Origin of the sequence: Pseudoprimorskyibacter insulae (genome assembly GCF_900302505.1) — a bacterium.
GTDB classification, from domain to species: domain Bacteria; phylum Pseudomonadota; class Alphaproteobacteria; order Rhodobacterales; family Rhodobacteraceae; genus Pseudoprimorskyibacter; species Pseudoprimorskyibacter insulae.
Genome location: NZ_OMOJ01000004.1, coordinates 230,927 through 243,823 on the forward strand (window position 1 = coordinate 230,927; position 12,897 = coordinate 243,823).

General features: G+C 59.2%; 12 protein-coding genes. 5 read left to right on the plus strand and 7 right to left on the minus strand.

What is annotated here, in order from left to right; all coding sequences use genetic code 11:
- Positions 1 to 23: 23 nt before the first annotated feature.
- The 6 genes from PRI8871_RS11760 to PRI8871_RS11785 all read right to left on the minus strand — a co-directional run bounded on the left by PRI8871_RS11760 (position 24) and on the right by PRI8871_RS11785 (position 6,748).
- Positions 24 to 1,628: a carboxyl transferase domain-containing protein gene (locus PRI8871_RS11760; protein ID WP_108886411.1), complete on the minus strand. Its 1,605-nt coding sequence runs from the start codon at positions 1,626 to 1,628 to the stop codon at positions 24 to 26.
- Positions 1,625 to 3,100: an AMP-binding protein gene (locus PRI8871_RS11765; RefSeq protein WP_370742021.1), complete on the minus strand. Its 1,476-nt coding sequence runs from the start codon at positions 3,098 to 3,100 to the stop codon at positions 1,625 to 1,627. The genes PRI8871_RS11760 and PRI8871_RS11765 overlap by 4 nt, the downstream gene beginning before the upstream one ends.
- A 72-nt stretch (positions 3,101 to 3,172) precedes the next feature.
- The gene (locus tag PRI8871_RS11770; RefSeq protein ID WP_108886413.1) at positions 3,173 to 3,508 is read right to left on the minus strand and encodes a hypothetical protein; all 336 of its coding nucleotides are present in this window, start codon (positions 3,506 to 3,508) and stop codon (positions 3,173 to 3,175) included.
- Entirely contained in the window at positions 3,508 to 4,671 is a 1,164-nt protein-coding gene (locus PRI8871_RS11775; RefSeq protein WP_108886414.1) for an isovaleryl-CoA dehydrogenase, read from the minus strand. The genes PRI8871_RS11770 and PRI8871_RS11775 overlap by 1 nt, the downstream gene beginning before the upstream one ends.
- A 184-nt stretch (positions 4,672 to 4,855) precedes the next feature.
- Positions 4,856 to 6,049 carry a DegT/DnrJ/EryC1/StrS family aminotransferase gene (locus tag PRI8871_RS11780; protein WP_108886415.1) on the minus strand — a complete coding sequence of 398 codons (1,194 nt, stop codon included), beginning with the start codon at positions 6,047 to 6,049 and terminating at the stop codon, positions 4,856 to 4,858.
- A 33-nt stretch (positions 6,050 to 6,082) separates the two neighbouring features.
- Positions 6,083 to 6,748, minus strand: coding sequence for an HAD-IA family hydrolase (locus PRI8871_RS11785; protein ID WP_108886416.1), 666 nt, complete (start codon positions 6,746 to 6,748; stop codon positions 6,083 to 6,085).
- A gap of 106 nt (positions 6,749 to 6,854) precedes the next feature.
- Here PRI8871_RS11785 and glmU point away from each other — a divergent pair, with 106 nt between their 5' ends.
- Genes glmU through PRI8871_RS11805 form a run of 4 tightly spaced genes read left to right on the plus strand, consistent with a single transcriptional unit; the run spans position 6,855 to position 11,281 of the window.
- On the plus strand, positions 6,855 to 8,210 hold the full coding sequence (gene glmU, locus PRI8871_RS11790; RefSeq protein WP_108886417.1) for a bifunctional UDP-N-acetylglucosamine diphosphorylase/glucosamine-1-phosphate N-acetyltransferase GlmU: 1,356 nt from the start codon (positions 6,855 to 6,857) through the stop codon (positions 8,208 to 8,210).
- On the plus strand, positions 8,210 to 10,030 hold the full coding sequence (gene glmS, locus PRI8871_RS11795; RefSeq protein WP_108886418.1) for a glutamine--fructose-6-phosphate transaminase (isomerizing): 1,821 nt from the start codon (positions 8,210 to 8,212) through the stop codon (positions 10,028 to 10,030). Before glmU ends, glmS begins: the two co-directional genes overlap by 1 nt.
- A gap of 22 nt (positions 10,031 to 10,052) precedes the next feature.
- The gene (locus PRI8871_RS11800; protein ID WP_108886419.1) at positions 10,053 to 10,607 is read left to right on the plus strand and encodes a pyridoxamine 5'-phosphate oxidase family protein; all 555 of its coding nucleotides are present in this window, start codon (positions 10,053 to 10,055) and stop codon (positions 10,605 to 10,607) included.
- A complete protein-coding gene (locus tag PRI8871_RS11805) occupies positions 10,604 to 11,281 on the plus strand; it encodes a DNA alkylation repair protein (protein ID WP_108886420.1) in 678 nt (225 codons plus the stop codon). The genes PRI8871_RS11800 and PRI8871_RS11805 overlap by 4 nt, the downstream gene beginning before the upstream one ends.
- Before the next feature lie 2 nt (positions 11,282 to 11,283).
- Here PRI8871_RS11805 and PRI8871_RS11810 read toward each other — a convergent pair whose 3' ends face one another.
- Complete coding sequence (locus PRI8871_RS11810; RefSeq protein ID WP_245897846.1) at positions 11,284 to 11,871, minus strand: hypothetical protein; 588 nt, start codon at positions 11,869 to 11,871, stop codon at positions 11,284 to 11,286.
- Between PRI8871_RS11810 and moaA the strand changes: the two genes are divergently transcribed.
- Entirely contained in the window at positions 11,870 to 12,877 is a 1,008-nt protein-coding gene (gene moaA, locus PRI8871_RS11815; RefSeq protein ID WP_108886421.1) for a GTP 3',8-cyclase MoaA, read from the plus strand. The two genes, PRI8871_RS11810 and moaA, sit on opposite strands and share 2 nt — an antisense overlap.
- Positions 12,878 to 12,897: the final 20 nt, after the last annotated feature.

A 12,897-nucleotide genomic window follows, 5' to 3' on the forward strand; every position in this document is an offset into this window, starting at 1 on the left:
CATATTCCGCATGTCATCACCCATCACATCCGGAACACGCCAAAGCGCGTCTCATCTATGGGTGCACACAAGGCTGCACTCAGGCTTAGCGCCAAGATATCGCGCGTGCGGCGCGGGTCGATGATCCCGTCATCCCAAAGCCGCGCCGAGGCATAGAGCGGGTGCGACTGTTCTTCGAACATTTCAATCGTTGGACGCTTGAACGCGGCTTCCTCCTCGGCGCTCCAATCCCCGCCCCCACGCTCAATCGCGTCGCGCTTGACCGTGGCCAACACGCCTGCCGCCTGTTCGCCGCCCATCACCGAAATGCGGCTGTTCGGCCAAGTCCACAAGAAACGCGGCTGATAGGCCCGGCCCGCCATACCATAGTTGCCAGCCCCGAAAGACCCGCCCACAAGCATGGTGATCTTGGGCACATTGGTGCTGGCCACCGCCGTCACCATCTTGGCGCCGTGGCGCGCGATGCCTTCGTTTTCGTACTTCCGACCAACCATAAAGCCGGTGATATTCTGCAAGAAAACCAGCGGGATCTTGCGTTGGGAACACAGCTCAACGAAATGCGCACCCTTCTGCGCCGCTTCGGAAAACAGCACACCATTGTTCGCCACGATCCCGACAGGGCAGCCTTTGACATGGGCAAAGCCCGTCACCAGCGTCTCGCCAAAGCGCGGTTTGAACTCGTCAAAGCGCGAGCCATCAACCACGCGGGCGATCACCTCGCGGATGTCATAGGGTTTACGCAGGTCGCAGGGCACAACGCCAAGGATCTCTTCGGGGTCATAGGCGGGCTCTTCGCTGGCCTGGCACACAACGGTCTCGGGCTTGCGCCAGTTCAAACCTGCCACCGCACGCCGGGCCAAGGCCAGCGCGTGCGCGTCGTCCTCTGCCAGATAATCGGCCACGCCAGACAGGCGCGTGTGCACATCGCCACCGCCCAGATCCTCGGCGGTGACAACCTCGCCCGTTGCCGCCTTCACCAAGGGCGGGCCCGCAAGGAAGATCGTCCCCTGTTCTTTGACGATGATCGTCACATCCGACATGGCAGGCACATAGGCCCCGCCAGCCGTGCACGACCCCATGACCACCGCAATCTGCGGAATGCCAGCCGCGCTCATCCGCGCTTGGTTGTAGAAAATCCGTCCGAAATGGTCGCGGTCGGGGAACACCTCATCCTGATTGGGCAGGTTCGCGCCGCCACTGTCGACCAGATAGATACAAGGCAGACGGCACTCGGCGGCGATTTCCTGCGCGCGCAAGTGCTTTTTCACCGTCATCGGGTAATAGGTGCCGCCCTTTACCGTAGCGTCATTGCACAGGATCATGCATTCGATCCCCTGCACCCGCCCAATGCCAGCGACCACGCCCGCGGCTGGCGCAGCCCCATCATACATAGCATGGGCCGCCGTCGCGCCGACCTCAAGGAAGGGCGAGCCGGGGTCCAACAGATTGGCCACCCGTTCGCGCGGCAGCATTTTGCCCCGGCTGATATGACGCTCACGCGATTTGGCACCGCCCCCTTGGGCAGCTGCATCGGCTGCGGCTTTGACTGTCGCCAAGGCCTCAAGATGGGCATCGCGGTTGACGCGGAACGCCTCGCCTGACGCAATGACAGAAGATGTCAGTTTCATGATTTCGGCCCCTCCGCCGCCGCACGCGCCTTAAGCTCCTTACGGATCACCTTACCAGTGACCGTCATGGGCAGGCTGTGAACAAAGTCGATTTCTCTTGGGTATGAGTAGGATGCGAGCCGATCCTTGACCCACGCCTGAAGCGTGGCCTCGTCGGCCTGCGCCCCGTCTTTCAGAACCACATACGCTTTGACGATTTCTGTCCGAAGCGGATCGGGCTTGCCGATCACACCTACGGTCGCCACCGCCGGGTGGGTTAGCAGGCAATCCTCGATCTCGGCGGGGCCAATGCGATAGCCCGCGCTGGTGATGACGTCATCTTCACGCCCGACAAAGCGCAGATAATCGCCGTCCCAGATGCCCCGGTCACCAGTCACCAGCCAGTCGCCCTTGAACTTTTCCGCCGTGGCGTCGGGCCGGTTCCAATATTCCAGCATCATCGAGGCCGCGCCGCGTTTGACGGCAACGTCGCCTTCTTGATCCGTCGGTTTCCCGTCCTCATCCAGAACCGCCAGTTCAAACCCCGGTACGGCTTTGCCAATACATCCCGGCTTTGCAGGAAACGCCGCGCCGCAGGAACTGGCGACCATATTACATTCAGTCTGACCGTAGAACTCATTGATATTGAGGCCAAACGCCCGCTGCCCCCAAGCCAGCATCTCGGCGCCCAAAGGCTCGCCCCCGCTGGCGACGGACCGCAAACCGGGGATAGCAGCATCTGCCGCTTTCATCATGCGCAAGGCGGTCGGTGGAAAGAAGGCGTTGCGGACCTTGGCCTGCGCACAAAGCTGAATACAGGTTTGCACATCGAACTTCGGCATCCGCGCCGCCACCACCGGCACGCCAAGCGCAAGCCCCGGCATCAGCACATCGAACAGACCGCCAATCCACGCCCAATCCGCCGGTGTCCAAAGGCAATCGCCAGTCTGCCCCAGAAAATCATGACTGATTTCAACCCCAGGCAAATGACCAAACAACATGCGATGCCCGTGCAGCGCGCCCTTGGGCTTGCCTGTCGTGCCACTGGTATAGATCAAAACGGCAGGATCATCCGCAGCGGTGTCCGCGCAATCCAAATTGCAAGCGTCGGTCAGATCGCCCTCAAGCAACGCCGGTACGCCAATCGGCGCCAGCAATTCCGCGCCGCCCGTATCGGTCACAACCAGCTTGGCACCGGAATCCTGCAAGCGCGTGGTCAAAGCATCATGTTGGAACAGTTTGAAAAGAGGGACAGAAATCGCCCCAAGCCGCCAGATAGCGATATGCGCCGCCGCCGTTAGGGGCGACTGGCTCAGAAGCACGCCGACCCGGTCGCCACGCACGACGCCGCGGGCCTGCAAACCTGCCGCAACCCGGCCTGACAACTTTTGCAACTGCCGGTAACTGACCCGCTGCACACCGCCTGACATGTCGAGAATGGCGGTTTGGTCCGGCGCTTTACGGACCCACGCATCGCAGGTCTGATCAGCCATATTCAACCGCTCAGGCAAGTCCCAGCGAAAGTCTGAATACAGCGTTGTATACGGCGCTTGCGTCAACATATCTCAGATCTCAGGCGCAAGGTTCGGGCCGCCAGAAAACTGCAACGCCCCGAACCGATTGACGTGATATTCATAGTGACGCGCGGCATCGAATGGCTTTGGCCCACATGCGACAACAAACCAAATCCCGCGAATTTCCCCCGGATAGGCAAGGCAGTCAGATTTCTGAGCACCCTCACCCGTTCCGTCACGGCGACGATCTTCGAGATATTGATTGGCATAGATATCAATGACATCCGTCTCACTCAGGTTGGCCGCGATCCAGCCGAGCCGCAAAAAGTGAAGCGAAACCCACAGCGTCAGAACCGCCAACGGAATCCACTTCACCCAAGGCGGCATCAGCGCATAGCCGACATCAATTCGCGTCCGATCAGCATACGGCGGATCTCCGACGTGCCCGCGCCGATCTCCATCAGTTTGGCATCGCGGAATAGGCGCGACACTGCGCTGTCGGACAAAAAGCCCGCACCGCCCATCGCCTGAACCGCCTGATGCGCCTGCACCATCGCCTGTTCCGAGGCATAGAGACAGCAAGCCGCCGCATCCTGACGGGTCACGTCGCCGCGATCACAAGATTTGGCCACTTCGTAGATGTAGGCCCGCGCTGAATTCAGTGCTGTGTACATGTCGGCAATTTTGCCCTGCATCAGCTGAAAATCCCCGATGGACTGGCCAAACTGTTTCCGCTCGACCATGTAGGGCATGATTTCATCCAAGCAGGCCGCCATGATCCCCGTCCCGATCCCGGCCAGAACCACGCGTTCATAATCCAGACCTGACATCAGAACGCGCACGCCCTTGCCCTCTTCCCCGAGGACGTTTTCGAACGGCACTTCCACGTCGTCAAAAATCAGCTCAGCGGTGTTGGATCCGCGCATCCCCAGCTTGTCGAAATGCGGCGAGGTGCTGAAGCCCTTCATCGACTTTTCAACGATAAAGGCGGTGATGCCCTTGCTGCCTGCGTCGGGGTCCGTCTTGGCATAGACCACCAACGTGTCGGCGTCGGGGCCGTTGGTGATCCAGTACTTGTTTCCGTTCAACACAAAGCGATCATTGCGTTTTTCGGCGCGCAGTTTCATCGACACGACATCCGATCCGGCGGATGGTTCGGACATGGCAAGCGCCCCAACGTGCGCGCCCGAGATCAATCCGGGCAAGTATTTGCGGCGTTGTTCATCCGTTCCGTTCAGCTTGATCTGGTTCACACATAGGTTCGAATGCGCGCCATAACTCAGGCTGATACTGGCCGACGCGCGGGCGATCTCCTCTGTCGCGACGGTATGGGCCAGATAGGACATGCCGGCGCCGCCGAATTCTTCGGGAACAGTGATGCCAAGCAGGCCCAGTTCGCCCATCTCGGTCCAAAGTTCATTCGGGAAGGCATTCGTCCGGTCCACCTCAGCGGCCATCGGCTTTACCCGCTCTTGCGCCCAGCGATGCACCATCTCGCGCAGCGCGTTCACATCTTCCCCTAGATCGTAGGTCATGACGGCGTTGAACATGCGGCTCCTCCCGTTATTGAACAACTGTTCATATTTAGTCTGAGCGATCGCGACACGTCAACAAAAAGCAACCCAACGCCGTCACGACGTAGGGTCTCATGATTGGAATCACCGGCAATTTGTCCCTGGCCAAATATGCGGCGAAGTTGCACACAGGCTTGTATTCAGGCCGCATACAAGCGGATCACGGCGCTTGATATGCCTTTGATACTTCGTCGCGAATGATCCTGGCGATCAGATCGCAGTCTTCTAAACTAAACGTCAGCGGTAGGCGCATATCAACAATCGCACGGAGAATGCGATCCGATTTCGGCAGGGACTCATGCGCGGAATACCGCCAAGAATCATAACGCGACGTGAAGGCGACCGGCTCTGGTACACCGAACCATTTCAACTCAACCCCGCGCTTTGCGCAGGCTGCCAAAACGCCCTCGATCTTCTGATCGGACCAATCGAGCAAAAGCATCTGAAAGGACGACCCGACAAAGCCTTCGGCCTCGGGCCGTTCGATCAGAGTCAAACCCGGCGTATTGCCCAAACCTGCCTCAACACGGCGATACCGTTCATTCCAACGGGCGATTTGCGCGGACAAGTTTGCAAGCTGCGGACGCAAGATTGCCGCCCGCAAATTGTCCATTCTGCCCGAAATGTTGGGCGTCAGATATTTGTGTTTTTCGAACACTTCAGGCGCAGGTGACGCACCATTTCGCCCGTATAACATATAAGAACCGGACAATAGCGTTGCTTTGGCGGCGACGTCCGCGTCATCGGTGATCAGCAGACCACCTTCCCCTGAATTCACATGTTTATAGGTCTGACAAGAATAGGCCGCGACCAGCCCATGACGCCCAGACGGCGTTCCGCGCCAGTCCGCACCCATTGTGTGGGCGCAATCCTCGATCACTGTGATGCCAGCGTCATCACAGATCTGCTTCAGACGATCCATATCGGCGATGTGGCCGCGCATGTGGCTTAGCATCAAAACCTTGGCCGCGCCGGATTTGGCGGCCAGATCATCAAGGTCAATCCGCAAGTCTTCGGTGACATCAACATAGACGGGATGCGCCCCAACCGACGTAATCGCCCCGGGCACAGGGGCCAAGGTAAACGCATTGCACAGCACCGGATCGCCGATCTGCACGCCAACTGCACGCAACGCTGTAGACAAGGCATAGCCCCCCGATGCGACCGCCACGCAGTAGCGCGCGCCTGTCATTCGGGCAAACTCCTGCTCAAGCAGCGCGGTTTCCCCCACTTCGTCCTTGGTCAGGTTGTAGCGATGCAACCGCCCGTGCCCCAACACAGACATCGCGGCGTCAATCGCCTCCTGCGGAAGGGGCTCTTGCTGGGTGAAACTGCCGGTGAAACGTTCTGTCATGGAGCACCTTCCGCGCGGGCCAAGACCGGCAGGCTACGCCAAAAGGCGCGCAGCCAAGTCCGGCAACTCGTTGAAATGGTTTAGGTATGCTTCGGATTTCAAGGCGCTGACCCCGTGCCCATCCGGTCCAAAGGTCACCAAGACACAGGGAACACTCGCGGCACGGGCGGTTTCGCGATCGGTCTCGGTATCGCCGATCAGAATGCTGCGGGCCGCGTCGCCCCCGGCGCGCTGAACCGCCTCAAAATACGGGGTCGGGTTCGGTTTGCGAACGGGCAATGTGTCGGCGCCGATCATCGAATGAAAGGCATCAAGCACACCTAGGCGGCGCAGCAGAGTATCAGCCAAACCTTCGGGTTTATTGGTGCAAATGCCAACGCGAAACCCGTCGGATTTCAGCGCCTCAACCGCCTCCATCGCGCCATCATACAAGCGTGTATGCACGTCGATTTCGCGGCCATATTGGACCAGCAATTCGGGATACCATGCCTCAACCAAATCCGCTGAAAACTGCCCGCGCCGCTCTAGCCCCAGCGTCAACATCGCCCGCGCACCGCGAAAGGCAGTGCGTGCGTCGGCAACCGGGTCCAACGGTTGGCCCAGATCCAGCCTTTCAAAGCAGTAATTTGCCGCCGCGATCAAATCAGCGCTGGTATCGGCCAAGGTGCCATCCAGATCGAAAATTACCGTTCGTGTCATCTTTGTTCCTATGTTACAGGCCGCAACCAGTCGTGAAGCCTGCGACCTTGCCCTGCCCGTATAGACGGATAAAACGGGGCCGAGCCAATAACAAAGAGATTTTGCCATGAGCACTGCCCTTGTGATCCTTGCCGCCGGAAAAGGCACGCGGATGCAATCCGATTTGCCAAAGGTCTTGCACAAGGTCGCTGGTGCCCCGCTTTTGGTGCATGCGATGCAAGCCGGTCAAGCGTTTGAGCCTGAGCGCACCATCATCGTGGCGGGCCATGGCGCGGATCTGGTCGCCGATGCTGCCAAGGAATTCGATCCAGAGGCCGAAATTGTCATTCAAGAAGAACAGCTTGGCACTGGACACGCGGTTCAGCAGGCACAGGCAGCCTTGCAGGGCTTTTCCGGCGACGTCATCGTACTTTATGGCGACACGCCTTTTATCAGCACCGACACGCTTGAGAAAATGGCCGAGGCCCGCAAAGCGCATGACGTGGTGGTATTAGGCTTCGAAGCCGCCGATCCGGGGCGCTATGGCCGATTGGTGATGAACGGCGCGGCACTTGAACGCATCGTTGAATACAAAGACGCAACCGAAGCGGAACGGGCCATCACGCTTTGCAATTCGGGCGTCATCGCCGCCGATTGTCAAACGCTGTTCACCCTGCTGTCGCGGGTGCACAATGACAACGCCGCGCAGGAATACTACCTGCCCGATGTCGTCGCGCTTGCCGTTGCTGACGGGCGCAGCGCCACCGCCGTCACCTGCCTTGAGGCCGAAACGCTTGGCGTCAATTCGCGTGCGCAACTGGCCGAGGCCGAGGCCGCGTTCCAGGCCCGCGCACGGGCCGAGCTGTTGGAACTGGGCGTGACGATGGCGGCGCCCGATACGGTCTTTCTGGCCTTCGATACGGTGATTGGCCGCGATTCCGAGATTGAACAGAACGTCGTTTTCGGCCCGGGCGTGACAATCGAAACCGGTGCACGCATCCGTGCATTCAGCCATCTTGAAGGCTGTCACGTCAGCCGTGGCGCGGTGGTCGGGCCGTATGCACGTCTGCGTCCGGGGGCGGAACTGTCCGAAGATGTGCATGTGGGCAACTTCGTCGAGATCAAGAATGCCCTGCTGGGCGAAGGTGTAAAAGCCAACCATCTCAGCTATCTAGGGGATGCCGAGATCGGCAAAGGCACCAATATTGGCGCTGGCACAATCACCTGCAACTATGACGGCGTCTTCAAACACCGGACGGAGATCGGGCCGCGATCTTTCATTGGCTCGAACACCATGTTGGTTGCGCCGGTCAAGCTGGGGGCGGAAACGATGACCGGCAGCGGGTCGGTGATTACGTCGGACGTCCCTGACGGCGCTTTGGCCATCGGGCGGGCGAAACAGGTTACAAAACAAGGCTTTGCTTATAAGCTGATGGATATGCTTAAGGCGAAAAAAGCCAAACAAATCAAAGAGGCAGAATAATGTGCGGTATTGTCGGAGTATTGGGCACGCATGAGGTTGCCCCTATTTTGGTCGAGGCCCTGCGCCGGTTAGAGTATCGCGGCTATGACAGCGCGGGCATTGCCACGGTCAACAATGGCCATCTGGATCGCCGCCGGGCGGTGGGCAAACTGGTGAACCTGTCTGACCTGTTGGTGCATGATCCGCTGGCAGGGAAATCGGGCATCGGTCACACCCGCTGGGCCACCCATGGTGCGCCGACCACCGACAACGCCCACCCACACAAGGCCGGGCCTGTCGCCGTGGTCCACAACGGAATTATCGAGAATTTTCGCGATCTGCGTACAGAGCTGAGCGCAGCCGGGTATTCCTTTGTCACGGAAACCGACACCGAAACCGTCGCCCTGCTGACGCAGAAACACATCGACGAAGGTCTGTCGCATGTGGACGCGGCCTTTAAAACGATTGATCGTCTGGATGGCGCCTTTGCGCTGGTGTTCCTGTTCGACGGTCAGGACGATCTTATGATCGCCGCCCGCAAAGGCTCGCCGCTCGCAATTGGCCATGGCGATGGTGAGGTTTACGTAGGATCGGACGCAATTGCGCTGGCGCCGCTGACCAATGAAATCACCTACCTCGAAGAAGGCGACCGCGCGGTTCTGACCCGCAGCAGCATCGAAATCCGCACCGCCAAGGGTGCCCTCGCCAACCGCGAGATGAAGACCATTCAGGTTGAATCCACCCAAGTCGACAAGGGCGGGTATAAACACTTCATGGCAAAAGAGATTTTCGAACAGCCCTCTGTGCTGTCGAACGCCTTGGGCCATTATCTTGGCGAAGACGACACCGTGGTTCTGCCCGGCGACAACGTCGATTTTTCCAAAGTCGACCGCCTGACCATGGTGGCATGCGGAACGGCCTATTACGCCTGTTTCACCGCCAAGTATTGGTTTGAAAAGCTAGCGCGGCTTCCGGTTGAGGTCGATATCGCATCGGAATTCCGCTATCGCGAACCGCCGATTGTCAAAGGCACGACCGCGCTCTTTGTCAGCCAATCAGGCGAAACCGCCGACACGCTGGCCGCCCTGCGCTATTGCAAAGACAAAGCCGACCGGATCGTCTCTGTGGTTAACGTACCCGAAAGCTCCATCGCGCGGGAAAGCGATCTGGCTCTGCCGATCCATGCGGGCGTAGAGGTGGGCGTCGCCTCGACCAAGGCCTTTACCTGCCAATTGAACGTGCTGCTGATGCTGGCGCTGAAAGCTGCGCAGGATCGCGGAACGATGACCCCCGACGCCATCCGCGATGCAATTGGCCAGTTGCGCGCCCTGCCCGGCATTCTGAATGCCGCGATGGACCGTGACCGCACCTTGGCCGCTGCCGCGCTGAAGCTGTCGGAATCGCGTGACGTTCTGTTCCTGGGGCGCGGCCTGATGTATCCTCTGGCGCTGGAAGGCGCGCTAAAACTGAAAGAAATCAGCTACATTCACGCCGAGGCCTATGCCTCGGGCGAATTGAAACATGGCCCCATCGCTCTGATCGACAAGACGGTGCCGGTTGTCGTCATGGCACCCAAGGATTCGCTTTTCGATAAGACTGTATCCAACATGCAAGAGGTGATGGCGCGCGGTGGCAAGGTTCTGTTGATCACCGATGCCGCCGGGGCCGAGATCGCCGGGCCGGATGTTTGGCAAACCGTCATCATGCCCAAAGTACCCGAAATTATCAGCCCGCTGCTGTATGCTCTTCCGGCGCAGCTGTTGGCCTATCACACCGCTGCTGCCAAAGGCACGGATGTTGACCAGCCGCGCAATTTGGCGAAGTCTGTGACGGTCGAATAAGCAGTTACGCCGGGGGACCAAAATGGCCAAGCAGTTTGAGTGCATCGAAGATCAGCACCGCAGTTTCATCGAGGCGCAGCATCTGTTTTTCACCGGCACGGCGGCATCTGACGGGCGGGTCAATGTGTCGCCCAAGGGAATGGATTGCCTGCGCGTGCTGGGGCCAAATCGGATCATTTATCTGAATGTCACAGGATCGGGCAATGAGACTGCCGGTCACTTGGCAAAAGATCCGCGTATGACCCTGATGTGGTGCAGCTTTGAAAAGCGGCCCCTGATCCTGCGCTGTTACGGCACCGCCCGCGCGGTCCACCATTCAGATCCTGACTGGGCTGACCTTCTGACAAAATTCGATCAAACTGTCGGGGCGCGTCAGATCTATGATCTGACCGTCGATCTGGTTCAGACCTCTTGCGGATATGCGGTTCCGTTCATGGACTACGCGGGCCCGCGTGACACCCTGACCCAATGGGCCACCAAGCAAGGCGACGACGGTCTGCGCACCTATTGGGATGCCCGCAACCGCAAGACAATCGACGGCGCAGACACCGGAATAGAGGCGAACCTGACCGAATGACACTTGAACAGGCTTTGTCAGAGCTGAAATCGCTGGCAGTTGATGGCCGTGCCGAACAGATGGCCGCCTATCACAAGATCCCGCGCGAATATCTTGGCATCCCAAACCCGAAATTGAACGACCTGACAAAGGCTTGGCGTCAGTCTTTGACCGTTGAAAAAAGGGTTAATCTAGCCCGAGAGCTTTGGGCCACTGATATTTTTGAGGCGCGTCTTGCAGCGGCAAAACTGCTGACTCAGGCCCGTATTCGCCCCGATGATGGCGCCTGGGCCGCGATCTGTGACTGGCTACCCGACTTTGACAGTTGGGCCGTTGCCGATCATGCCTGCATGGCTGGCCAGCGGCGCGTGCTGGCCGATCCGGCCCGCGTCGATGAGGTTGAGGCATGGACCACCAGCGAACACATGTGGACCCGCCGCGCCGCGCTGGTCATCACCCTGCCATGGACCAAACAGAACCATCCATCCCCCAAAGATCTGGAGATCCGCGACCGCGTTCTTGGCTGGGCCGAAGGCTATTGCGACGACAAGGTCTGGTTCATTCAGAAGGCCGTTGCGTGGTGGCTGCGCGATCTGTCCAAGCATGACGCCCCGCGCACCCGCGCCTTTCTTGAGGCGCATGGCGACCGGCTAAAACCCTTCGCCCGCAAGGAAGCCGCGCGCCATTTGGCCTAAGATCACTCGGCCCGGAACACCTGCACCTCGGGCAAGCCCGTCAAGGGTGCCCCGATCAACCGCATTGCCGCCAAAGACAACCGGCTGCCCGCCGTTTTCGGGCCGTCAATGGGAAGCAGCGTGACCTGAGCCGATTTGCCGGTGGGCGCATAGACAACGCGTCCCTGCCCGGCCTCAGATACAAGCGGCGTCTCAATCCAAAAACCCGGTCTGGTTGGATCGCCAAGGCTTGCAATTGACAGCCCCAACGCCGCTTCCCCCCCCGCGACGGGCTTGACCGCCGCCGCATCCCGATCTGCCTTTGTGGTCGTATCAAACTGTTCGGCCGTCCGCGCAGTCGCAGGTGGCTTGAGCGCGGCGTTCAGCCCCGCCGGACGAGCGACCGGGCGCACGACATCTTGCGCAGGCGCGACAACAGGCGCATCCCCGGTACGCGACTTGATCACCAGCCCGCCACAGCCCGCCAATGTGCCGAAAAGAACAGTGCTCAAAATCCATTTCATGCCCAATTGGTACGACTTAAGTCCGCCCCACGCAATAATGCGATACCCCTTGCCGGACTGCTGGCCCAAGGCTACCTTAACCGACATGTCAGCACCTCTCATCGACCCGTTCCACCGTCCGATCAGCTACCTGCGCGTCTCCGTGACCGACCGCTGTGACTTTCGCTGTGTATACTGCATGTCTGAAAACATGACCTTCTTGCCAAAGAAGGAATTGCTGACGTTGGAAGAACTTGACCGCATGTGTTCAACCTTCATCGGGCTGGGTGTCGAAAAGCTTCGGATCACTGGCGGGGAGCCTCTGGTGCGCCGTGACATCCTGACATTCTTTCAAAAAATGTCACGCCACCTCGAAAACGGCGCGTTGAAAGAGCTGACGCTGACAACCAACGGATCGCAGCTCGAAAAGTACGCAGACGCGCTTTATGCCGCTGGCGTGCGCCGGGTGAATGTGTCGCTCGACACAATGGATGACACCAAGTTTGCCGAGATCACCCGCTGGGGACGCTTGCCTCAGGTACTCAAAGGGATTGATGCCGCGCAAAAGGCGGGGCTTCGCATCAAGATCAATGCGGTTGCCCTAAAAGGCTTCAACGAAGATGAGTTGATCCCGATGACAAAATGGTGCGCCGAGCGCGACATGGACCTGACCTGGATTGAGGTCATGCCCATGGGCGATATTGGCAACGAAAGCCGTCTGACACAGTACTGGTCCTTGAATGATCTGCGGAAGACACTGGGCGAGCATTACGCCTTGACCGACCTGCCCGAACGCACGGGCGGCCCGGCGCGCTATGTCCGCCTAGAGGAAACCGGCCAGAAAATCGGTTTCATCACGCCGATGACCCATAATTTCTGCGAAAGCTGCAACCGTGTTCGCCTAACTTGTACAGGCGAATTGTTCATGTGCCTTGGGCAGGAAGACAACGCGGATCTGCGCGCGGCCCTACGCAATCACCCAGACGATAACAGCCATCTTGAACAGGCCATCCGCAACGCGATCGCGCTTAAGCCCAAGGGCCATGACTTTGATTATTCTCGCCAAACCGTCGATGGACGCGTCTCTCGCCACATGAGCCACACGGGCGGCTGATTGCCCGCCGCCCCCCTTTC

Coding starts and splice junctions, on each gene's coding strand:
- PRI8871_RS11760 (WP_108886411.1), bottom strand. CDS start 1,628: ATGAAACTGACATCTTCTGTCATTGCGTCAGGCGAGGCGTTCCGCGTC.
- PRI8871_RS11765 (WP_370742021.1), bottom strand. CDS start 3,100: ATGGCTGATCAGACCTGCGATGCGTGGGTCCGTAAAGCGCCGGACCAA.
- PRI8871_RS11770 (WP_108886413.1), bottom strand. CDS start 3,508: ATGCCGCCTTGGGTGAAGTGGATTCCGTTGGCGGTTCTGACGCTGTGG.
- PRI8871_RS11775 (WP_108886414.1), bottom strand. CDS start 4,671: ATGTTCAACGCCGTCATGACCTACGATCTAGGGGAAGATGTGAACGCG.
- PRI8871_RS11780 (WP_108886415.1), bottom strand. CDS start 6,049: ATGACAGAACGTTTCACCGGCAGTTTCACCCAGCAAGAGCCCCTTCCG.
- PRI8871_RS11785 (WP_108886416.1), bottom strand. CDS start 6,748: ATGACACGAACGGTAATTTTCGATCTGGATGGCACCTTGGCCGATACC.
- glmU (WP_108886417.1), top strand. CDS start 6,855: ATGAGCACTGCCCTTGTGATCCTTGCCGCCGGAAAAGGCACGCGGATG.
- glmS (WP_108886418.1), top strand. CDS start 8,210: ATGTGCGGTATTGTCGGAGTATTGGGCACGCATGAGGTTGCCCCTATT.
- PRI8871_RS11800 (WP_108886419.1), top strand. CDS start 10,053: ATGGCCAAGCAGTTTGAGTGCATCGAAGATCAGCACCGCAGTTTCATC.
- PRI8871_RS11805 (WP_108886420.1), top strand. CDS start 10,604: ATGACACTTGAACAGGCTTTGTCAGAGCTGAAATCGCTGGCAGTTGAT.
- moaA (WP_108886421.1), top strand. CDS start 11,870: ATGTCAGCACCTCTCATCGACCCGTTCCACCGTCCGATCAGCTACCTG.
- PRI8871_RS11810 (WP_245897846.1), bottom strand. CDS start 11,871: ATGTCGGTTAAGGTAGCCTTGGGCCAGCAGTCCGGCAAGGGGTATCGC.